The sequence below is a fragment of the Shimia sp. MMG029 genome, from assembly GCF_027947445.1.
GTDB lineage: Bacteria > Pseudomonadota > Alphaproteobacteria > Rhodobacterales > Rhodobacteraceae > Shimia.
In genome coordinates this window covers 968,811-991,842 of the sequence record NZ_JAQJIM010000001.1, presented here as the reverse complement: position 1 = coordinate 991,842, position 23,032 = coordinate 968,811, and the positions used below count along the sequence as shown (strand labels likewise).

Below are 23,032 nucleotides of genomic sequence, written 5' to 3'. Positions count from 1 at the left end.
TGATCTTCTACGAAGAGGAGATCAGAGATGTCGAAACGGAAGAACCATTCGCCGGAGTTCAAGGCGAAGGTGGCGCTTGAAGCGCTGAAGGGTGAACAGACGGTCGCGGAGTTGGCGAGCCAGTTTGGCGTTCACCCGACGATGATCCACAGCTGGAAACGTGCGCTTCTGGAGGGCGCGTCCGGCGTGTTCCAGCGTGGCGGAAAGAAGCCCCCAGAGATCGACGAGGAGCAGGTCAAAGAATTGCACGCCAAGATCGGGGAGCTGGCAGTGGCCAACGATTTTTTGTCACGAAAGCTCAAGCCGTGGACCGGCAAGTGAGGCGGAAGATGGTTGAGACCGGCAATCCCGACCTGTCGATAGGCATGCAGTGCAAGCTGCTGTCGATCTCGCGGTCGTCATTTTATTATACGCCCAAGGGCGAGACGGCGCTGAATCTGATGTTGATGCGGCAGATCGACGAGCAGTTTCTGGAAACACCGTTCTTTGGCGTCCGGCAAATGACTTGGCACCTGCGAAACGAAGGTCATCTGGTGAACGAGAAGCGCATCCGACGCTTGATGCGGCTGATGGGCTTGATGCCGATCTATCAGAAACCAAACACCAGTAAAGCGGCGAAAGGGCACAAGACCTATCCCTATCTGCTGCGTGGCCTACGGGTGGAGCGCCCCAATCAGGTCTGGTGCGCCGACATCACGTATCTGCCAATGCGCAGGGGCTTTCTGTATCTGGTCGCCATCATGGATTGGCGCACCCGCAAGGTGCTGGCCTGGCGGATATCAAACACGCTGGAAGCTGACTTCTGCGTCGAGGCGTTGAACGAGGCCATCGCCAGGTTTGGCCCACCGGAAATAATGAATACGGATCAGGGCAGTCAGTTTACGTCCTTTGCCTGGACGGATCGGCTGCGCCGAACCGGCGTGCGGATCTCTATGGATGGCAAGGGGCGCTTCCTCGATAACATCTTCGTCGAGCGGCTCTGGCGGAGCCTGAAATACGAATGCGTCTACCTGCATGCCTGGGAGACCGGATCGGAAGCCAAAGCGGGTGTCGGCAAATGGATCGACTTCTACAACCGAAAGCGTCCTCATTCCGCCCTTGGCGGCAAACCACCAGCCGTGGTTTATTGGCTCAGAAAAGACGAAACCCAAACCGATCAGCAGGAGCAGCGAGTAGCTTAATCTTCGCAGAAACCTGTCCAAACATTGGGGAGTAGCTCACGCAGCACCTCAGGACCCACCAAAGATCAGCTGTGTAAACACTGCCCAAACCGCCTAACAAAAGATCAAGTGCATCGCCGAAATTCTCCTAGGGAGCAGTCACGATCCATGAACCGGTTCAACGGAGCGGCTTCAAGGTACAGGCATGATAGGAGTGGAGGCTTAATCGTAGTAGGTTTCAAGGTAACCTCGGACCTTTGGCTCTTCACCCCAGGCGCGATAGCAGTACTCACCCTCATAGTCTCTATTTCTGGTGTAAACGGGTATTGTGTATGTAGCTTCGGGTTTTTCATGGTCAAAACGGTTAGAGTCCAACAACTTAGTAAGTTCTCGCCAATCACTCAGGGCCATCTTGTTGCGAGATCTTAATGCCCGCCTAGGTGCTGAAATCCGGATCGCCGACTGGCCATAGCGCCCAGAAGACACGAAACCAACGCTCCACTTTCGGCCAGAGCGAACCTCGAGGCCTCTCGCGATCAATTCGACCTCAACGTCGAAATAGCCCGGAAAGCGAAGACCTCGGCAGAGTTTCTTCATCTTGATCAGATCTGGTAAGGTGCTTGAACCGCGGACAAACTTTAGGATCCGAGCGCAATTTCTATCGTTTTGAAGCTGTCTGATTAGTTTGGAAAGAGCATGCTTTGCAACACTCATCTCGAATGACTCATCTTTGAGCTTATGAACCGAAAAGTGAAACTCTATTGAACTTCTGGCTACTGACATCTCACGCCTGTCTAGTGGGTAGATGTCTGGCTTCGCAATAAACTCTCGCAAATGGGCAACCAAGCTCTGGTCAGTTGCCTGTGCTGCATACTGCAGAGCACCAATCCTGACTGGTCGATAATCAGCGTATATTGCCTCCGTCCACCATTTGATTTCGCGCGCACTGAGGCTGCTTCGTGCGAAATTTGGGAATTCTTCCGCTCCGTATATTGTCATTTCTAGCATGAAGGCTCTTCGGGAATGGATGCGGGATATGTATTTTAGGGTGTAGTCTCTGATGAGATACCAGTCAGTGATGCGTTTTCCGCGCCTTTCGATGAGATACTCGAAGAGACGTAGCGCCTGATCTTTAGGCAGCTCACCCACAACATGGATTGCTCTCCTAAATACCTTTGGGTCCTTATGCTGTAGCAGCGGCTTTATCGCATTGATAACTGAATTAGAAATTGGGCGTCGCAACCGACCGTGCTTCAATAATTCCAAAGTTTCTACTTGAATGGGTACACTGTTTGATTTGAGAAGGTCTGTGACAGCATCAAAGACACCATCGTCAATTTGATCCGTCGGTAGCTTGCGGAACGCTTCAAGAATGACCTTTTGCCAAATTTCTCCCATTTCAAACAGGGCAGGCCAGATTGCTATCTTCCGCCTTTCCTTCAGAAACAGGGACAAAAAGAGAACAACTCCGATTATTTGAACAAAGCTGCTATACTTTGATGTTAGGATGCGTATCGATTCGGTGATTTCGCCAATCGTCGACGAAAGCATGCTTCGGTGTAATGCACTTGCCATACAATACTCCATGTAGGCTTCGAAAACGAAGCTCACTTCCGGTGCATCATTGGCTTCCTGCCCTAGCTCTTCTAATATTATGTATTCATCGATAATCCTGTGAAACAGCATCTCACCGGTCTGTTCTTCACTAGCAGACTTACCGTCAAGGAACTCTGTCGCCGATACCACTCTAGAGTTGCGATTGAGCATAGCCATTGCGATTTTCTCAAGAAAATTCATTGCGTCTTGGCGCAATATCTCCTGCCTTGCGTGAAGACCTACTCCTACGTGTTTTTGTAACTCTCTCGTTAGTTGGTCTGATTTTCGTTCCGTGTATGTGTCGAATAACTCTTTTAGTCTTATGTTCCTAACAACGCCAATTTTCTCACCGATGTAGGTTTCACAGAAGAAACGCAGCAATAGGGGATGCCTAAACTGCTCTTTAGCAGTTCCCTGTGCGGTAAAATCCACATCATAATACTGGCTGTAGCTTGAAACCGCAGACTGATATTCGCTGAATCTAAAGTCCGCCAATTGCTTTCGCTGTGACCCACCTTGCCGATATTCTCCTACAATATTTCCAGTTTCTGTGAAGGTCCTGTCCTCGAAAGCTCCCCAATAGTAGTCGCGACAGGTGACTAATACATGCAGATTAGGAGTGTTATGAAGCTCAGAGAGCCCAAGAAGCTCCCGCTTCATCCAATCAGCGCTATGCGCTTCATTGATGCCGTCTACAATTACAAGTGTAGGACCTGTCGCTGCTAAGAGCTCGACTTGCTGAACCGCGCCTCTTACCTTTTCAAGGGCTAGATCCTTTAACGTGTTGTGCTCCGCGTACTCGAAAAGTGTAAGCTCGGTTGGTCTACGAAGGAAGGCAGCGGGAAGTAAGACCACGTTGTGTGTTGTCCGAAATGTGTTGGCTAGGGAGGCAGCCAAGCATGTTTTTCCTGAGCCAGCGGGGGCGACGAGGTAAGTCGTATTGCACTTGAACTTCTTTGTTTCGCCGTCGATCCACTTGCTAAGTTCTTTTTCGATTTCTCGTTGCACATAGAGCTCTGGAATGAATCTTTGGGTGAGATAATTTGACTGAAGTGTACGATCCAGTAGTTCGCCGAGTTTACGCCTCACAAACTCTTGGGTTTGAAGCGAAGGCTGCCGATAATCATCAATAGTTATCCGATTTCGACTGAAGTTCGGGTCGAATATTTCCCGGATTTGTTGATCGCGGCTAGCCCACTCAGTTATTTCTGACCAAGACCAGATACTGATTTTTGGATCCGAATTTCTTTTTGTTTCAAGTTCAATTGCAAGCCGTTGCAACGCTGAATCTCTTGGTGCAGTAGTCGCAAAAATGAAATGGTCAAACTTTATGCCCGATGAGATCGCACGCTCAAAGTCATCTTCGAGCTTTCTCGCCGGAACCTTATCCTTTACAGTTTGCTTGCACTGAATCGCAACGCGCTGACCATTTGGCTGCCGTACTATTATGTCGATACCATACTGGTTTTGTCCGCGCCTACCGAAAATTTCTGCGCAACCGTCACCGAACTTATAGTTCGCCAGTTTGCATACTTGATGTTCAAACCGTTTTTCGTCTTCAGTTGGAGTTAGCATCACACTTGGTTTTCTTTCAACGCATACATGAGGTTTGTAAGAAACCCTTTTTCAAGATGAACTTTGCTGACGCCAAGAACTAATAGAAGTTTGGGTGTCAGATATTGGTGAGTTTTCATTCCAACGATCCCAGAACGCAACTGTTTGGCTATCTGGCTTCATCTTTGGCTCTGTGATGCGAATTCGTGTGGGCAGCAGGCTGGCATCACCAACAACAAGCGCCTCGCCAATATCCAGGACGGGCAGCAAGTCACCGAAGCTTCCAAGGCTATCAGGCAAGAGCCGTTTGATAACGCTTTGATCGTCGCTGTTAGTCAGGCGCATTGCTACCACATTATTACATTGGCTGAGTACAGTTCGATTTACTTCCGATGGTCGCTGGCTAATCACAACAAGGCCAATTCCGTACTTTCGGCCCTCTTTGGCGATCCGTTCAAAAATCTCAACAGCAACGGAATCAGAACTGTCCGCCTGCATGCGTTCCGGGATGTACAGGTGGGCCTCGTCACACATAATTGCGATTGGATGGCGTTTGTCGGACTTTGTCCAAAGGCTGGTTGAGAAGATAATTTGAGCCAATAGGCTCACCATCAGTGGCAACACGTCAGACGGCACCTCTGAAAAGTCAATGATTTTGATGCCACCTTCGTTGTTGTCTTGTGCTCCACGTCCAGCAGAGATCGCGTGGACCATCCGTTCCAGCCAAGCCATGTCCATACATTCAGGTGGTGGCTGGAACAGGAAGGCCAGACGGCGGTCATGCTTCTTGGCTTCCAGGCGACCAATCAAACGGCTGAGTTTTCCGTGATACGGGCCCTGCTTTTCGCGGTTCCCCGTCCCTGGGACCATCTCTTCGTCCAGCTTCTTAAGTTTATCGAGGACGGTGTTGATATCGAAGGGTACAGGGCTGTCGATCGTGAAGTTTTCCAGGATCTCTTTGTGCTCCACTGGCTCAAGAGAGCTCTTCTTAGCGTCCACGACTGCACGCGTCATGATCATTGACTGGTTCGGAGCATTCTGGTCACTGCGGTCGACAAACAACGACAACAAGGCCTCATAGCCCAGCAGCCAGTACGGTAGATGAAGAACGCCATCAGCCAAACCACGATTGTGTTCGATGTCTGATGGTCCGGCGATCCGTAGGTGCCTGAATGCTTTGCTCTTTAGCGGACGATACTCGCCATGGATGTCGAACAGGACAGCATTTGCTTGCGGCAACTCGGCAATCTGATCGAGCAACCTTGCTGTGGTCCAAGACTTCCCAGAGCCCGTACTGCCGACTATTACCGCGTGGCGTTGAAATAGCTTGTTCCCATTTAGGTAGGCGATAGCTTCGTCATCCAACGTGAAATGACCAAGGGATAGCTTAGGACCCTCTGTTTTAACGTCGGAAATGACTTGCATGAATTTGGTAAGCCGATCGCCATCCAGCGAAAAGCAGTTTGCGTCGATTTCAGGAACGGTCTCAAGAGTACGGCGAAACACGTTCTGATCAGTTCCGACTCGGTCGAGCAGTGTTCCAATGAGGGTGACTTTCACCAAGTTGTTTTCGTTCGGAACGAGATCTTCGTCGCCAAGATCGACCTCCTCCAGTTCACGCGTGTCTGGCTTCCGGGTAATCTTTACGACAATACCGATTAGGTGCTGGCCGGGCTTGCTGCTTTGAAGAACAACCAGCCGGTTGACTTGGAGACGTTTGAGCCGTTCCAGATCATCAACGCGTATAGTGACCGCAGCGGTATCGACTGAAATGACGCTGCCAAGGGATTCTGTGTCGGAGAAGTTGAAAATGGACATTTACGCTACCTAAAGGACTAATTTGTTGAAGCCGTCGAGCGACCAAAGATCTGGTGTTGTGACATCGGTGCCCTCCGGACAGGTAGGCGAGTAAACTCTGCTACCGGTTCCGGATAGTTCGATTCCCAAGTAGTTCGTGCCCGCCTTGTTTTTCAGGAAATCTTTCGCTTCTTCCGTCAACGTTCGGGCCAGTACCACTGTTGGGACGTTCCGCTCACGGCATCGCTCAATGAGTTTGGGGTGAATATGCTGGTCTCGAAAACCAAAACCCACACAAAGGAAAGCGGAAGCGGCCTTTAGTGCTGCATCGGCTCCGTTGATGGTTGTTCGAAACGGATCTTCATAGGTCTTTTCGTATTTGTTTAACCCCGGCGTTACGATAAGCGGCGTGTAGTGATCTTTGGACGGCAGCTCGAACACTGGTAACCCTATCGTCCTATCATCGGCGGTGCGGAACCAATCAAGAGACCCGTGGATCTTCCAAATCTTAACGACGCGGGCAGCCTTTGCCCCGTGTACCAGTTTTACGCGGCCCGTACTTTCCCACGTCTGAATGTAACCCGGCGCAAAGCCAGTTTGAAACAACACATTCTTGGAGTTGCAGGCAAACTCGGCAACGCGGTCATAATTTGTCGTGACCACATGTACCTCACTATGCGTACTGCTAAACATGTTGGCCAAGAGTGTGCCCAAAGCGAAGTTACCATCGTGGGCGGCGGCTTCCAAAAGCTGCATGTCTTTGTCGTTCACGCAACGCCAAGTTAGACTTACAATTTTTGACAGTAGCGATGCAGGCAGTGTTTTGCCCTCCAAAGCCGCCTCGAGGTGATCGCCGTTGGCCAGCGCTACCTTTACCAGCAACCAAGCATCACCTTCAGTGTCGCCCTCTGTCTTCATGTTCTCGCTAAGGTACGTGCTCAGCTCTCCCATGCTGGGAAGCCCATGAGGCATTGATGCTCCGCTGCCAAGGACGATTGTAGGGCAGCCATGAAAGCAAGATTGGGCGATCTTGGCGATTTCGTCATCTGTCACTTAAGTGTTTTTCCTATAATCCCAAAATACTAAAGAATTTCATTTCACTATATTGCTCGGTGTAGGAATCGGAAGTGAAATCGTGAAGAAAATTCAGCCCTGGGCTGATTGTGAAGCCAATGGCTGCAATCAAGAGAAGCGAAGCAGAAAGTTCTTGCAATACATCTTGCTGACTTTAGCCGACATTCGTTCGTTACGCAGCGAAATTCAGCTTTCCGTCCCCTGCACCATACAAGTGTATGTATTTTCGCAATTTTCCTTGCAGCTTTCAGTCGCATTTGTTCTTGATATGTTCCCGTTTGTTAAACCCGTACTGAGTAGGAGATTTTATGAGTACAGATAGAAACGAAAGAAATGGCAGTGATGCTGCCGGATTGAAGCGCCCTTTCATGCTGGCCTACACGGTCAAAGCCATTGACGATGGTCGCAATTCCGTCTGGAGCAAGATTGGTGCGGCCTGGGCGCATAAAGATGGGCAGGGATATGAAATCCGCATGGATGCGCTGCCTGTGGATGGGCGGGTTGTTCTGCGCACTGTCAAAGACAGGGATGCAGATCAGTCCGGAGAGGTGTTAGACCGCTCACCGCAATAAAGCACTTCGGTTTACTGCGTGGGGAGAGGGTGATCCAGTTGGGTCGCCCTTTTTCTTTTGGCACCGCGGCGCAGCCGACCGGGCTCTCGTGCGGGCACCAAGCCCGCAAACGGTCTTGGCCATTCGGCGTCGATCCCTGGTGCAGGTTCAGAGGCGGCCTTGCCGCCACAATCCTGTCTTTGTCGGGGAAGCCGAGAGGCTTTGCCTCTTCTCTCCCCGCAAGACAAATAGATCGAAGAGATCCTTGTTTTGTCGGCTCCCCCTGAAGGTCGCCCCCAACAAAACAGAGCATCTTTCGCCGATTTGTTTTGTCCCCTCCCATCTCCACTCTCGGCGAGGGCCAAGGGTTGCAAGCGCAACCCCTGATCCAAGGAAGGACAGACAAATGACCATTCAATTGCATGCACAGCCCTACGATATCTCAGCCGTTGGATTCTATTTCGACAGTTACGAGGACTATGCCACGAAAGCCGCCGCCTTGCGGAACAGTCACGGCGATCCCGTTGAGGAATTTGAGATACAGTTCATCGATGGGGAACACATCGACTGTGACCTCGCCCGCGCCATCGGGATCAATCAGGCCAATCTCAAACAATATTTGGACGCGGTTGAAGACTGGGATGATGATGACAAAACCCGCGTGATCCTCGCTGTTGGAGAATGCGGCTATTGCTTTGGTGATGACACGCAGCCGAGCGAGTTTGACGTTGATATCTACCATTTCGACACCATGCGCGAATTCGCTGAGCATTTCGTCGAAGAAGGTCTCTTTGGCGACATCCCTGAGCGCCTCCAGTTCTACCTCGATTATGACGCTATCGCCCGTGATCTGGCGCACGACTACGCCGAGGCCGAAGTTGGCGGCACCCGTCTGATCTATCGCTGCGCGTAATCGGAGTGCAGCCCCAAACCGGTCCGCGTGAGCGGTTTCAGGGTGCACTCCCGCATCGAGACTCATGAAAGGAAAAAACCATGACATTGCAGCATATCAATATCGAAGACCTGACTGTTTCCCCGCTCAACGTGCGCAAATACGGCGCAAGAGACTGTGCCGATCTGGTCACCAGCATTCGCAGCCTTGGCGTGCTGCAACCGCTTCTGGTGCGCCCCAGCGGTGACAGCTTTGAAGTGGTGGCAGGCCAGCGCCGTTTGAACGCTTGCCGCATCCTCGCGGAAGAGGGTGACATTGATCTGATCCCCTGTCTTGTGATGGCAGAGGGTGACGATGCAACAGCAATTGAAGCTTCGCTTGCCGAGAACATCGAACGATTGCCGATGTCCGAAGTGGATCAATACAAAGCCTTTGCCAAGCTGGTCAAAGAAGGGCGCACTGTCGAAGATATCGCCGTCACCTTTGGCATTACCGAACGTATGGTCTCTCAGCGGCTGGCTTTGGGACGTTTGCACGCACCGATCCTGACGGCCTACCGCAAAGGTGATCTTCACGCTCGAGATGTCCGCAACCTCACCATGGCAACGCCAAAGCAGCAAAAGGCGTGGTGGGCGTTGGTGAAGGATGAAGACAGCTATGTGCCCACAGGCCAGCGCCTGAAAGACTGGCTCTTTGGTGGGGAACACATTCCTGTCAGCCATGCGCTGTTTGACGTTGAACAATCAGGCTTGGCAATTGTCACTGACCTTTTCGGAGACGAAGCGTATTTTGCCGATAGCGAGGCTTTCTGGCCGTTGCAGAACGCCGCCATCGCCGAATGTGTCGAGGCTTACCGCGCGGGGGGCTGGGGAGACGTGATTGTCATGGATGTGGGCGCATTCTTTGCCACTTGGGACTATCGCAGCACTCCTAAATCCAAGGGTGGCAAGGTCTTCATAACCTGCACCACGCAAGGAGAGGTTGCGTTCCACGAAGGCTATCTGACCAGTGCCGAGGCTAAACGGTTGGAGAAAGCGGAAGCAGGTGCACCCCCTGTGGAAAAACCTGAACTCACCAAAGCCATGCAGAACTATCTCAGCCTGCATCGCCATGCCGCCGTGCGCCATGATCTGCTGGATGCTCCCAACATGACGCTCCGCCTGATAGCTGCGCACATGATCGCGGGATCATCGCTGTGGGCTGTAAAAGCTGATCCACAGAAAGCCGCGAAGCCAGAAATTGCCGAAAGCCTTGAGACCAATACGGCGCAGCAGGCGTTTGAGACGGAACGTCAGGCCATCAAAACCCTGTTGGATATGGATGATGTTGCGTTGCTCGACAAGCCAGACGGCTACTATCCGCGCCCAAGCCTTGTGGAGGTGTTTGGCAAGCTGGCCGAACTGGCAGATGGTGAGGTCTTGCGCGTGCTGGCGTTCTTGATGGCGGACAGCCTTGCTGTCGGCTGCGAACTGGTTGAGGTGCTGGCGCAAACGCTCAACACGGACATCACCGCCGCATGGACGATGGACGACACTTTCTTTGATCTGCTGCGCGACAAGCAGGCCATCAACAGCATGGTCGCGGAAATCGCAGGTGAAAACGCTGCCAAGGAGCACATCACCGCCTCCGCCAAGGTGCAGAAATCTATCATCAAGGCCTGTCTGGATGGCACCCGCACCGTCAAAGTTAAGAATTGGAGGCCGCGATACATGGCTACGCCCCAGCAGGGCTACTCCACCCGCAGCGGGTTCGCCGATCCTGTGCATGGGATCGAGGACATCGCCATTGCGGCGGAGTAACAGCCCATATCTGAGGGCACCGCCCGTGCCCTCAGATCACCTCGCCAAAAAAAACGCGCGGACAGGCCTGACAGCCTGTCCGCGCCGCATTTGATTTTGAGGGACGAGATGTGGTAGTATTAAGTAGGATAATAAATATGAGGCCGCACATGAGCATGGTCAAAAAAAGCATTACAGTCACCGACAGCCAGGACGAATTTATTCAGGCGCAGATTGCCTCTGGGCATTATGCCTCCGACAGTGAGGTGATCCGCGAAGCTTTGCGTGAGAAAGAATTGCGCATGGCGGAGATTGATGCGTTGCGCGCCAAGTTGATCGCATCTGAGGCCAGCGGTCTCAGTGACCGCACGCCCACCGATATCCGAACCGCCGCGAAGGAGCGTTTGAAGACCGCTCAATGACCAAGCTGACCCTCCGCATTACAAAAGTCGCGGATCAGGACCTCGACGATCTTTACACCGAAGGCTTCACGACTTGGGGTGAAGTACAAGCCGACAGCTACTACGATGGCCTGCTGGAACGGTTCCAACGCATTTGCGAACAACCGAAAATGTATCCCGCCGTGGAGGACATCCGCGCGGGCTATCGCAGGTCGGTCTATGAGAAACATGCGATCTACTATGTGATTGATGGCGATGCCGTCGAAATCCGCGCCGTCGTCAAGTATCAGGATGTCGCAGGAAGGCCGTGATCACAGAACCCGCCCTTCGCTGCGCCGGGCGTCGGCTGGATAGATGCGGGACATTGCAGCCGTTACCCTTCCGGGTGTTTGCTGACGCAGCATCCGCTCGCACGCGCGGCACACACATCGCTGCATCGCGGTCGTTGTCGCCAAAGCAGTCATTGAAAGCCAGTCTGAGGCGCGAATTTCAAACCGCCCTTTCGCTGCAACCAGGACCAGCTATCGAGGAGCGGACAATGCTGCCGTTCATGTGAAAGGCCTTACTCACCTCAGACAATCTCTACAACGGGGCACTGGAACTCGACAATAACTCAGCCGAGCGGGCGATGAAGCCTGTGGCCATAGGCAGGAAGAACAGGATGTTTGCCGGTTCCGAAGGTGGCGGAAAAGCTACACCTTCGCCTTCACCCTTGTCGAAATCGCCAAACTAAACGGCGTAAATCCGAAAGCCTTGCTGACTTGGGTGCGCGGACGTATTGCCGATCACAAGATCAACCGACTCGCCGAGTTGATGCCCTAGAGTTACGCTGCGCAGGCAACGTAACCGGGGACGTCTCGTCCGCGCCAGAGCGCCTTCACCGGACGGTCACCGTCGCTCAGCCAGAAAAGGTTGCTCATGTCAGCACTCCGTTTTCCGAGCGGTAATTCATATTGCTCGTCGAAAATCAATGCATCCTGACCCTAGAACGGAGCTTCACTTTTGAAATGAACGCCTTGAGAAATATCATGTATAGTCAAACGGCTTCTCACATCGCTAAACATGTCCATTACCCGGTAGGCCTGAGGTCTACTCCAGGTAGGTACCAGCCTATCGAATGATTCAATCTTGTCGAAATGTTCGTAATCCAACTCCATGCCTCCACCTTTGCGGTAAGGATTGAATATGTAATATGGTTCGTTAACATAATGATGGGCATTGTATTTGTTGATCACCATCTCACACAAGTTTATCTGTTGAATGCCCGAGTCAACTATTTTGCATTTGTGTTTCGAGAACTTTTCAAACGTGTCTTTCAGTGACGGGCTTTCCACAACGACCCTAGGAAACCAGCTGGAGGCATTCTCAAGGGCCTTCAAGCTCAACTTAGAAAAGTTACTGGCCGCCAAATCGATCCTAACTTCATCAATTCCAAACGAAGCCAGTTCCTTCGCCGTACCCTGATTCAGCTTCGTGCCATTTGTATAAAGATATACGTAAGTGTTTGGCGACATAGTCTTGATAAACTCCAAGACCCGAGCTATCCGATCCAAGTACAATAGCGGCTCACCGCCCGAAATACCCACCGCATCAATTCGGTTGTCGATACACGCTTTCCCCACAACAATAGAAATTTCATCCAAAGATCCAACGTGATTAAATGATGTTGTCACTCCAGTTTTATTAACGATATCGTCCTCCAAAGAGGGTTTCGGAGGCTGCGGGCAAAACTTACATTCTAGATCGCAAGCCTTACCGACAAATAATGCGGTCCACCTACCGGCCAAGTTTGCCACATCACCTCTAGATAGATTGATGCCATTTCGAGCACTAAATGAATTGTTTGAAAGAACAATTCCGCTAACCTTACTTTGCAGTTCCTTAATATCTGCAAGTTGGTCTGCCATTGACTTACTCGGGCCTCTCCCGTGCATCTCATCCATAAACATCCTTCCAAGATTTGCGGAAGCGCTCATATGACGAATCCTCCTACCGATTGCTTCCTAGGCCGAACAAGTCTTGTCTTGATTCTCAAGCAATCTTAGATAGTCTCCAATTACTTCTCTATAAAATGAACAAGTTGATCTCGATGCCATGCCAGATGCTGCCAATGAGCATCCTCCTCCACAAATGGGGAGCACTTTACAGGTCCTACAGTCCTCTAACCTACCAAACCTCTTCTCAACAAAATGTTCCTCATACTCTTTGTTTGTGAAGTTAATTTTTCCTACGTCAGAGATTTGTCCTGTCAGGTTTTCTTTCTCTGTGCCGCATCTGAACGTTTGTCCCGACATATCAATGATCTGACTATACTTGCTGGTCGCGGCACAGAACTCAGGTTTCTGTGATGGTTCAGGTACTTTCATGCCAAGACGAGCGAGATGTCTCAACAATTCAAGCTTCTTTTCGCCAAATTCTCGCAGCGAACTGAATCTACGGCCATAAAGAGCCGCAGCGAATTTTGACTCTGTCTCTTGTATGGCAATATCCACATTTTTGATCAAGCCACGCATTGAGAGGTCATCGAAGAGCTCAGGAACATGTTTCCAGTTCATTGAATCTAAGATAACCTTTATTCGAACCTTAGCACCTGCTTCGCATAGCAAAGCGATATTTTGAACAATAATGTCGTAAGTCGGAGCTCCCTTTAACGAAGGTCTCCGAAGTTCTTGAATGAGCTCAGGTCCGTCAAGCGATACTTGAAATACGTTTACTGATCTAGAAACAAGTTCCGAAATGTTCTTTTCATTTAACCGAACGCCGTTCGTTGATATTGTCGCACTATACCGGCAATTTTTCTGCCTACAGAGTTGAATAAGCTTGTCTGAAAGATGACAGATCTTTGAAACTTTGAGGAGCGGCTCACCACCGAACCATGTCATCTGTAGGTGACCATTTTTGACCACTTGTTGCTGCAAGAACTCCCAAACCCTTTCGGAGTCTTCACTTGCGTCTGCCTCGTGTTTGTCTTGGTAGCAATATACGCAACCCAGATTGCATACTCTTGTCAATATGACGGTCACACGCCGAATTAGGGGATTATTAGCTGCTTCACCGTGCCATTGAGCAACTAGGTCATCTTCATCTAAGCGATCCGGTACCAATATCCCATTACGTATCAGGTCTTTAAACGAAGCATCATCAACCTCATCGAGGGCCTCACCTGTTTCAAGTTGCAGTATTGCTTCATCCGAGAGAGCGCCACTTGGAATTCTTATGCGGGCGCCACTCCAACTATTGTAGAGTATGTGCCCGTCGAATTCACTGTCGACCAGCACGTTAAAGCGCGAAACCTTAAACTGATCTCGCCAGGATTCTTTGTGGTGCAAATTTTTCAACGCAACACCCCTCTTTTCTTGAATACACATCAAGATCGTTACTTTCGATGGTACTCATAATTGCATTGTAAGGACATCCACCATTGCAATGAGGAAGATGATTGCAAGATGCACAGGCAGCGTCTTTTCGCACGGAGTATTCACGCCAGGGTGCCGAAAACCTGGTTTCTGAGAGCATTCCATGCTCTGTTATGGTGCCTACATGCATCTCGCTTCCAAGGTTCTGGGGGCACTTATAAACCTTTAGGTCTGATTGAACTATATGGTAGTCTTCTCGAATTGCCGGGCACAATTCCGTCGTAAGTTTTGTCTGAATGACGTTTAATCCCAACAGCCTCGCAAGACCTGTAAAGTCGGATGAAATCTCGCAAAAATCCGGCCAAGATAGAGTATTATCTTTGAGACCTTCTACTAGTTTAAATTTCAGGTATATATTCTCTCGTGCAATGGTCTCCGATATCTTTTTTAACCATGACGGTACCAACTTGACGGTGTCCGCATGAATGTTCACGCGAAAAACAATGGTAGAAAATCGGTCGGCCGCGAAAAGGAGATTCCGGATCACCCTTTCGTAAGTACTCTTGCCGTTTCGACTGGAGCGATGAGCATCATGAACTTCTTGGGGACCGTCAATTGATATCTCTAAACGGTCAACGCCAACTGATGAAAGCAGTTCGACAGTTTTTGGTGTAATAAGCACGCCATTTGTTATGACTGTCCCACAAAGCCGTTTTCCATTTGTTTCAACTGCCTCGCGAATTTCAGCTCCGAGCCTTTGAATTAGGTCTTGGCGCAGAAGTGGTTCCCCGCCGTACCACCTTACTCGCACGGAGCTATACTTTTCGTCCGACATCTTGTTAAATATGAACTGCTTTACAGCCAATATTTTGTCAGTATCCCAACCCTGTATCTGTTTCGGCTCGTCGCCTTGAAAGTCGCCGTGCTGGATTTGGTAGCAATAACCGCACATTAAGTTGCATTTGTTTGTCAGTGGAATCACCACCGTCAGCTCGTCTCGACTAAATTTCTCATCATCAAAGGCATTGAAAACATCGTTCTGCTGACCGTCCGGTTCTTCTGTGAGAGCACCGATCTCGACAAGTGCGGGTATGATTTTCTCTGGGACACATTCGCCATTTTGCAATGCAGAGGCAGCCGTGGCTTCTATTATGATCGCTCTTCTAGACCACGAATTGAGTAGGAATGTACTGCCATCGTCAATGGGTACAAAGACATTAAATCTCGAAGGTTCCAATTTTTCCATCGTTGAACCTCACCTTTCGAGCATTAGCGTTCCGCATTGATCAAGTGTGCTGATAGGTATTCGGCGATGTGGTTTTTCCAAGGTGGGCACGCTGGACTATCCTTGTCCAGGCTTAGAATTCGACATCCGCCGCCACACATTGGTAGCAAATTGCAAGTTAGGCAGTCTTTGCGGTGGCTCCGAAAATGTTTAACTAGGCTATCTTTTTTCGTCCCAACTACAGCGCTGCGGCTTACCGCCTCGTCATTCGTGATCTCTATTTGTGTTTTCGCAGACTTGTCACACAAGTAGGTGGTGCCAGTCGCATCAAATAAGAAGCTATTTTTTGAGTTAAATTTGCAGTTTCTGGCTCTTGTTATTGGGGGAAGACGTAATCGGAATCCACGCCCAAAAGCATGTTTCTGAAGCTCGCTAATGTCCTTGTATGTCACGCCATTTGATAAAGATGAGTCCGTTCTATTGTACACTATATTGTAGTCGATGCTGATGTTCTGAATATTGCACGCTCTATCAGCCACTTCATCTAATAGTGTTGTTATGCTACCAACGTTCTCGTCTCCTACGTTAATCCTGAGAACGATTGGAATTAGATTGGACGCCGCGATCAAATTGTCCAGAACTACGTCAAAAGTTGAGGCACCACTCGCCATTGGTCTATTGGCATTATGAAAATCTCGTGTGCCGTCAAGCGTTATCTTGACATGTTGGACATCGAGGTTTGATAGGACTTCAACCCTTTCTTGGGTAAGAAGACTACCATTACTTGTTAGGAAGAAACGGAAATCAGCGGAGTTACTTCTGCAAATGTCCTGGAACTCTTCAATCAAAGATAGCATGCTATCCCAAGCAAGAAGCGGCTCGCCGCCGTAGAAGTGGGCGACTAATCCTCCTTTAGATGCAACCAACTCTGTTACTCTGGAGACGATGTCGTCTGACACAACTCCGGAAATCTTTCTATTCTTAAAATCTTGGTAGCAGTATTTGCATCTAAAATTGCAATTTTCATGCACCATGAGGGTTATTTCGACAATGTCGTCGTAACCGCTGGTGGAGTTTCTTCGGTCAAGAATATCGAGTTCATTAGTAGAAGCTTCATAAACAAAGTTATGAAGCTTTAAGAATTCAATATCTTCGGTGAGAGATAGTATGTCCTTTCCGGGGTCACGTATTATCGTCCCGGAAAGGCCATTACATATATATTTTTTCCCATCAAATGCAGAGAATTCGATGTTATATTTAGATGCTCGTAACATTCGCTTTCGCTCGGAGAGAGCCCCGAACTATTAGTCGCATCCGTTACAACATTGATCTGCCGCGACAGGCAGAGGTTTTTTTCCAATTAAGGAACCGAAGTCCACTGGAACACCAACTGTCCGAACATCCAGTGCAGATGATGCTTTGACCGTTTCAGAAAGGGTTTCTTTAATCATCGCTGCGATTTCAGCCTTGTCTGCGTCGGAGAGAGCCATCACGAATTCCTTTCGTCAAAAAAATATGGAAGCAGACTAACACAAATTGACGACTCCACCAAGAGTAGTGTTTTGTGCGTTGGCAGAAGCTTAACGATCAGCCAAAGCACAAATGTCCATTTTGGGATGCGACCTGCCGATTGCGCGTGCAGCAACTGAGCTATATGGTAACGGCAGGTAAAACCCCAGAGCTACGGATGCTGCGCTGCGTTCGAATGTCCGCTCCCTGTCGGAACAAGATGCCTCTTCGGGCTGTTTCGCCGCCAGGAGCGCAAACTACGGTTCCAGATTCGTCAATGTCCGCGCACTAAGCGACATGAGGGAAGATCAAAGGCTTGGCCCGTAACTTGGATGACCGGTCTCGATGTGACTGCCGCGACGGCACTGCCGCATGAGCATCAGGCCGTTCTGAGCCCACTTCAGCTGGTGCTGCGGAGCGCACGAATGGCGGCTTCCACAGATTGCGCTGCGGTTGCAGCATGGCGTTCCGTATAGTCCTAGACCCACCCACCGATGCGCTCTGAGAACCGGTAGAGACGCTACTGCGACAGCCTTCTTGTTTCATTCGGTTGTCTCGCAGGGCCGCACCTGGCTAGAACAGTCCCGGGCGACACGGATGCCCACACCCGAACGGGTTACCGCAGCGCGTCCGTGAGGCCGATGTGGAAGCCCTACCAAGCGAAGAGTTGGAGGGCTTGAAGGTCGACAGCCGGTTCTCTATGCAGGTGGGACCGCCTTCGTTAGGGGGATTCATCCTCTCCTTCCGCCTGATCCGCCAGCGTGTCGGCAATCTCACGCAGGATTTCGGCAATGGCCGCGTCAGCGGCCTTCTCCTCTTCTCCTGCCTCTTCTTGCGCTACGCGCATACGCTCTAATTGACCCGCCAGTACGTCGAAAGAGTTGCGCATCTGTTCTATCGCCTGCGTGTTTTCTTTTATTGTGGCGGTATTTTCTAGGGTGGCAGGATCACCCCCGGCTAGGCGTTCTTCAAACATCACATATACGCAAAGCATCGTGTATAGGATCGTCACGACTGCCGCGATGATCGTAAGGCGTTCTGCAATCAGCGTTTGGCGCCGGGGCTGCACGTCGGCTGTTTGCTCGACGAGTTGGCGCTGTTGTTCAAATAGCGCTTCCTGCTGCGCTAACGCGCGTTCCAACAGGCTGCCAATCCCGCCAACTAAATCCGGTTGCGGCGCAAACGCATTCGCCGCTGCCCCTAGTCCGGCAAGTGCACTGATACGATCATTCACCGCGCCGAATATTGATCGATACTGATCGCCATAATCGGCCGTAAGCCCGGCGATCCTGAATGCGTTCGTTTCGCTCAATGCAAGCGCGCTGCCGATGCCGAATCTGGCGGGGTCAATCCGAGGTATTGCCAGCGCTTCCACAACTCCCGTGATGCGTTCTGCCTGCGCCCGCTCCTGATCCATGTAGGCTTCTATGGCGGAGCCGAACGTCGACTGACGTGCCCGGATGCCGTCTAGCAATCCTGCGAAGGCATCTGTTTTCACCAACCCGAGGGACGGCGCGAGTGCTGCAAGTGCGCCCTGACTGCCGATCATGTCCGCGAGCGATCCAACGCGGAACGAGTCCATTATACTACGATGGGCTTTGCTGATAGCATCGATCCCCGCAATCTCCGGCACCTTGTAGGCGTCCGCCAAGCCCAGCCCGGCCAATTCCGGCAGACGGTAGGAGTCCGTCAGCCGCGCCGCATCCGCAATCCCCGCGAAGGCTGACACGTCCGGCAGGATGCGCGCCGCATCGATTGCGGCGCGATGGGACACCATCATCTCTTGAATCGCGCTGGTAGGGCCTAGCGCAGCACGAAGAGCGCGAAGCCCGGCGGGGTCTTCGAACGCTTCCATCGCCTTCATCTGCTTTCGCAGCCGTCCTGTCGCGGTGTCATCGCCCACCAGCTTCGCTAGATTGGTGCTCTTCAGCGCACGCCCATCATCTTCCGCCACTATCCATCCCTCGTTTGTCCAAGGCGTTCCACCCGAGCGGGCAACGCGTCCGATATGAGTCTATTTGGCTTTAACGTACCTTTGTGCATCGCGCAGCGAAAGTCCGGAAAATCCCGCGACCTGTAAGTTGCCCTGAAAATTTTCGCTGCGTGGTGAACGAATGGCCGACTTCCCTGCCGCCGCGCAGCGTCATAAAGCGAGCAGATGCAGCGATTTTCGTGCGGCGAGCGCGCGCAGTGAGAAAAGTCGATGACCGCCTTGGGCTCTTCTGTAGCTTTCTCTGCGGTTTGGTTGAATGGCCGCGACATTCACGTTCCCGACTTACCCCATAGAAGGTCCATCGCGGGTGCGGGTTGGTCGGCGACGTTGTGTTCGATCCTTCGCCCAGGTTGGTCGGTCTCGATTGTTGACGAAGATCGCCAAGTCTTCACGGTGGCGGGTCATGGCGACGTAGGCGAGGTGTCGGTCCATGGAGCGGGAGGCGAGGACGTAGGATTGATCGACCGTTGCGCCTTGGGATTTGTGGATGGTGACAGCGTAGCCGTGGTCGAAGCTGCGGAAGGCTTTTGGATTGAAGCGGACGAGGCGGTCTTCGTCGCCATCCAGAGCAATTGCCATTTGACCGTTCTCCGCATTTACCACAGTGCCCAACATGCCGTTTTTGACGCCGATATCCTTGTTATTGCGCGTAAAAACGATGCGGTCATCTGCGGCAAAGGCCCTTTTGCCGGTGTCGGTTGTGAATAGGGTTTCGGGTGGAGCCTCGCCGTTTGACCGCAGTGCAGAACGGATGGCCTGATTGAGCGCATGCACGTCTTTGCGTTTATGGGCGAAGGCCAGACGGGATTTGGCGGACCCATTTGCGGCGACATCCATTGCGTAGGTTTCGACCAGCGCCTCAATCGCCGTTTCGCGCCTGTCACTACGAGACACAGCACCGCGCTTTTCATAACTGCTCAGGGCCGTCCACATGTCGCCGCCCGCCAGATCGCGCGAGGCTTGTTTCTGCCAATCAGCCTTTTGACGGTGGATTTCGGTCAGACGGGCCGCGCCGTGGGTTTTGACGATCTGCCGGAATGGCGTGCCTGCCTCAATCGGTTGCAATTGGTCGGGATCGCCAACGAGGACGAGTTTCGCACCAATTCCCTGCATTTTTGTCGCAACGCGCGCCAACTGCCGCGTGCCGATCATTCCAGCCTCGTCAATGACCAAGACATCGCCCTTTGAGATCGGTTCATTTCCATTTTCCCATGACAGTTCCAGCGAAGCCAGCGTTCGGCTTTTGATGCCGGAGGCATTCTGTAGTTCCTCTGCCGCTTTGCCTGCCAGAGCGGCTCCGTGAACAGTAACGCCTTGTTTCGCCCAGGCGTTTTGGGCCGTTGCAAGCAAGGTGCTTTTCCCTGCGCCCGCGAGGCCGACAACTGAAGACAATTGTCTGCTCCCGAGAGCGTGGCGCAGGGCGTTTTGCTGTTCCTCGCTTAGCTTGCCGCCAAATGCCCGTTTCATCTTGGCATTCTGCGCCTTGATGGCATCATGGATATGCGACGAGGAAACAGCAAATCCATGCTTGTTCACCATTGATCCGGTGGCTTGGTCCAAAGCAGTCTCGGCAGACTGATAGTCCTTCGTCGTAAAGACAGGCGTATGCCCATCATCGGACAGCCGCACCAGCTGTGGCGAGCGCATCGCTTGATCCGCCGCCTTTTGCAGCACCACCGGATCGTCGATCCTCTGCGCCAGCGCGCGCAACACATCGACCCGTTTGAACGCCGCTTTGGTTTGCGAGACATGCTCCAGCACCAAGTCAGGCGATTTAATAAGTTGGGCGGCGGAATGCGCGATCCCGTCATCCTTTAGGATCAGCGCTTGTTTGGGATCACTTTGGACTTGCCTATGGAACGCAGCACACAGGCCTTGTTTTTGAGCGTCCCGCGCGAGGGCCTGTCGTTCGCTGAGATGTTTGCCAATCAGGGCCTGCTGCGCCGCACGATCATGGCGCTCTGCAGCCTGTGCCTCAGCTTCAATCTGGCGCAGCTTTGTCTGATACTGACCGGTTGCACGGGACAAGAGCCCGCGTAGGCCTTTGGGCAGGCTGGCTTGCCGTGCTTTGATGTCATCAAGTCCCTGGATTTCTTGCCGCTTGAGCAGATCGGCACGTTCTTTGCGCTGCGCTTCAACCAGCTTTGCCCGCCGGGCTTCGAAAGCGGTGTTTTGAGGATCAACGGATTGCTTAGGCAAACCGCGTAGACGATCAGCGACCTGTTCAACGGATGGCAGGTCCAATTCAGAGCCAAGCCGCGCCCGCATCTCCTTTGGTTTCACGCCACACCAGCGCGACAGCGACCAGATCTTGCCATCGGCATCGATGGCAACAAAACCGCGCCGGTCTCCTCGGGCGAGGACAAAGCCTTGTTCTTTCATTGCCGCTTCAAACCCAGGTTTTGAATCCGACACCTCCCAGCACCCCTGAAATATCGACTTGATGGCCTTCGGATCGCGTTTGGCCCGCTTGGCCTGTCCCGATTCCTCACGGCTGTAGTTCAGTGGGTCACGCTTTGCCTTGTCTTCAAACCCGCGCGGAACCTGCCAATCATGAGTGAGGAACAGTTCGTGAGACAGCGATGCAAGCTTGCGTTTGTAATGCGGCATGTTGATCGCTTTAAGCGCGTGTCCATCAATCCGCGACCAGACAGCATGGGCATGCCGCCGACCGTTCTTCTCGTGAAATACAATGGCGCGCGGTTGCCCTGAAAGGCCCATTCGCTGCTCGGCCAGATCCACCGCCACTTCGAAATCTGCAACGGAAACCTCTGCGCCAACGGGAGGATTCAGAGATAACGAGAACAGGTATTTTTGGCATTGAGTGGCGCCCGAAATCGCCTCTGTCTCGGCAAAGGCTTCAAAAAGGTCGTCGGCAACGAAGCCGCGCAGGCCATGCACGGTCACATGATCATTATCACGCGGGTTCAGTAAATGCCGCGCGAGCTCCGATCCATAGCCACGTTCATTGCCTTTCAGGATCACCGGCGCGGCCTTTGTTTCTTCCCGAGCGCCTGCATCAACAGCGCCCGAATGGCTGCCAAATGCTCATTGGCTTCGGCAATCTGATCTTTCTCCGTCTCTCCTACGATCAAGGCACCGATATTGGCATGATAGGCGAGCTGGTTGAGATTGCTGGCAATCCGCGACTGCCCCAGCAGAGCCAATGCCTCAGCCGCTGCTTTCTTTTCCTCGACCTGATCCGCAGGCCGAGTCTTGCGCAGCTTGGCATCCTCAGCAAAGACGCAGGCCCGCACATATGCACTGAGCGTCATACCCGTAGCGAGCTCTTCCAACCGTGCCCGTTCGTCCTTCGTCAAGCGAAGGGTCAGTGGCGACAAGGTGGTCCGTGTTCTTTCCAAAGAGGCTTTTGTGAAAACGGGCGTGACGTTGGAATCCTTTGAAGATGCAAGACGCGTCATGGCGCAGGCTCCTCAAACGAAGATGTCAGCCCTGGATCGTCCTCATTCCTATCCGAAGCATTTTCCGCTGCTTCAGCAAACGCTGCCAATCTGTGGATAACTTCCGGCTCAGCCTGAAGAATACTTGTCCATTCTTCCAATTCTGTCAGGATCTGATCGCACTCAGAAGGTTCTAGGTTGTTCCTCCTCGGTGCACCAGTAACAGACTTTCTTGTGTCTGTTATGGGATCCCTTTCTGAAAATTAATTCTAAAGATTAAAGCGAACACTGGTCGTTTGGTGCATGCGTTTTGGCTGATTTTCAGGGCACAAATACAGCCTCAATTTTTGATGCGTTGGCGGTGCGTTTTTTGTTTCTCCCTATTGGTTACGTCAATTCGCGTGATGCACTTATTTGGATGGCGTGAGTGACTCTATTATTAATTTGTTATGAGTATCCGATCCTGTTTCGATTATTTTGATTTTGCATCGTATTTCGATTTGAGTGTGTTGGTTTTCTCTAAATGTCGAAAATTAAATCACTTTATGATTTCAAACGTTCTTTGAGTTTTGCGGCGGAATTTATTGGGTCGGGGAAACCTTACCTCGCTTTACGTGCGCGTCGTCTTGACTCAATGGTCAGTTTCGAAAAGCTTAGATTTTAATAAATTTGCACATGTATGTGTGATGCGTGATTGCGTTTTATGTTGCGTATCGTTTTTAGCTGATCGGTGTCGCCTAATTAG

The 23,032-nt window shown here is 51.6% G+C and carries 17 protein-coding genes and 1 pseudogene; 7 read left to right on the top strand and 11 right to left on the bottom strand.

The features are described from left to right. Positions 1 to 27: 27 nt before the first annotated feature. Positions 28 to 1,181 (top strand): IS3 family transposase gene (locus PJL69_RS04655; protein ID WP_441347451.1). Its coding sequence is split into 2 segments (ribosomal slippage): positions 28 to 289 and positions 289 to 1,181, totalling 1,155 coding nucleotides; the frame shifts between segments, so codons are not numbered across the junction. Between the two features lie 201 nt (positions 1,182 to 1,382). Here the strand turns inward: PJL69_RS04655 and PJL69_RS04650 are convergent. The 3 genes from PJL69_RS04650 to PJL69_RS04640 are packed head-to-tail and all read right to left on the bottom strand — an operon-like array spanning position 1,383 to position 7,160. Next, on the bottom strand, positions 1,383 to 4,331 hold the full coding sequence (locus PJL69_RS04650) for an NACHT domain-containing protein (protein ID WP_441347457.1): 2,949 nt from the start codon (positions 4,329 to 4,331) through the stop codon (positions 1,383 to 1,385). A gap of 51 nt (positions 4,332 to 4,382) precedes the next feature. Beyond that, the gene (locus PJL69_RS04645) at positions 4,383 to 6,128 is read right to left on the bottom strand and encodes an ATP-binding protein (protein ID WP_271308600.1); all 1,746 of its coding nucleotides are present in this window, start codon (positions 6,126 to 6,128) and stop codon (positions 4,383 to 4,385) included. Between the two features lie 9 nt (positions 6,129 to 6,137). Continuing rightward, a complete protein-coding gene (locus tag PJL69_RS04640) occupies positions 6,138 to 7,160 on the bottom strand; it encodes an SIR2 family protein (RefSeq protein WP_271308599.1) in 1,023 nt (340 codons plus the stop codon). Between the two features lie 329 nt (positions 7,161 to 7,489). Here PJL69_RS04640 and PJL69_RS04635 point away from each other — a divergent pair, with 329 nt between their 5' ends. The 6 genes and pseudogenes from PJL69_RS04635 to PJL69_RS20315 all read left to right on the top strand — a co-directional run. Next, the gene (locus PJL69_RS04635; protein ID WP_271308598.1) at positions 7,490 to 7,753 is read left to right on the top strand and encodes a hypothetical protein; all 264 of its coding nucleotides are present in this window, start codon (positions 7,490 to 7,492) and stop codon (positions 7,751 to 7,753) included. 385 nt (positions 7,754 to 8,138) lie between these two features. After that, positions 8,139 to 8,645 (top strand): antirestriction protein ArdA, encoded by a 507-nt coding sequence (locus PJL69_RS04630; RefSeq protein ID WP_271308597.1) that lies wholly within the window; start codon positions 8,139 to 8,141, stop codon positions 8,643 to 8,645. Between the two features lie 80 nt (positions 8,646 to 8,725). Next, a complete protein-coding gene (locus PJL69_RS04625; RefSeq protein WP_271308596.1) occupies positions 8,726 to 10,423 on the top strand; it encodes a ParB/RepB/Spo0J family partition protein in 1,698 nt (565 codons plus the stop codon). Between the two features lie 149 nt (positions 10,424 to 10,572). Beyond that, the gene (locus tag PJL69_RS04620; protein WP_271308595.1) at positions 10,573 to 10,824 is read left to right on the top strand and encodes a type II toxin-antitoxin system ParD family antitoxin; all 252 of its coding nucleotides are present in this window, start codon (positions 10,573 to 10,575) and stop codon (positions 10,822 to 10,824) included. Beyond that, complete coding sequence (locus PJL69_RS04615; protein ID WP_271308594.1) at positions 10,821 to 11,114, top strand: type II toxin-antitoxin system RelE/ParE family toxin; 294 nt, start codon at positions 10,821 to 10,823, stop codon at positions 11,112 to 11,114. Before PJL69_RS04620 ends, PJL69_RS04615 begins: the two co-directional genes overlap by 4 nt. A gap of 269 nt (positions 11,115 to 11,383) precedes the next feature. Further along, positions 11,384 to 11,625, top strand: a pseudogene (locus PJL69_RS20315) (IS66 family transposase); the annotation flags it as partial. Positions 11,626 to 11,786: 161 nt separating this feature from the next. Here the strand turns inward: PJL69_RS20315 and PJL69_RS04605 are convergent. The 8 genes from PJL69_RS04605 to PJL69_RS04570 form a co-directional block, all read right to left on the bottom strand. Then, on the bottom strand, positions 11,787 to 12,779 hold the full coding sequence (locus tag PJL69_RS04605) for a radical SAM protein (protein WP_271308593.1): 993 nt from the start codon (positions 12,777 to 12,779) through the stop codon (positions 11,787 to 11,789). A 27-nt stretch (positions 12,780 to 12,806) separates the two neighbouring features. Then, complete coding sequence (locus PJL69_RS04600) at positions 12,807 to 14,141, bottom strand: radical SAM/SPASM domain-containing protein (RefSeq protein WP_271308592.1); 1,335 nt, start codon at positions 14,139 to 14,141, stop codon at positions 12,807 to 12,809. Next, positions 14,098 to 15,405 (bottom strand): radical SAM/SPASM domain-containing protein, encoded by a 1,308-nt coding sequence (locus PJL69_RS04595; protein ID WP_271308591.1) that lies wholly within the window; start codon positions 15,403 to 15,405, stop codon positions 14,098 to 14,100. Before PJL69_RS04595 ends, PJL69_RS04600 begins: the two co-directional genes overlap by 44 nt. A 23-nt stretch (positions 15,406 to 15,428) precedes the next feature. Next, the gene (locus PJL69_RS04590; protein WP_271308590.1) at positions 15,429 to 16,658 is read right to left on the bottom strand and encodes a radical SAM/SPASM domain-containing protein; all 1,230 of its coding nucleotides are present in this window, start codon (positions 16,656 to 16,658) and stop codon (positions 15,429 to 15,431) included. Positions 16,659 to 16,688: 30 nt separating this feature from the next. Then, complete coding sequence (locus tag PJL69_RS04585; protein ID WP_271308589.1) at positions 16,689 to 16,874, bottom strand: hypothetical protein; 186 nt, start codon at positions 16,872 to 16,874, stop codon at positions 16,689 to 16,691. Between the two features lie 740 nt (positions 16,875 to 17,614). Next, a complete protein-coding gene (locus tag PJL69_RS04580) occupies positions 17,615 to 18,847 on the bottom strand; it encodes a hypothetical protein (RefSeq protein WP_271308588.1) in 1,233 nt (410 codons plus the stop codon). A 321-nt stretch (positions 18,848 to 19,168) separates the two neighbouring features. Then, on the bottom strand, positions 19,169 to 21,871 hold the full coding sequence (locus PJL69_RS04575; protein ID WP_271308587.1) for an AAA family ATPase: 2,703 nt from the start codon (positions 21,869 to 21,871) through the stop codon (positions 19,169 to 19,171). After that, a complete protein-coding gene (locus PJL69_RS04570; RefSeq protein WP_271308586.1) occupies positions 21,868 to 22,308 on the bottom strand; it encodes a plasmid mobilization protein in 441 nt (146 codons plus the stop codon). Before PJL69_RS04570 ends, PJL69_RS04575 begins: the two co-directional genes overlap by 4 nt. Positions 22,309 to 23,032 lie beyond the last annotated feature (724 nt).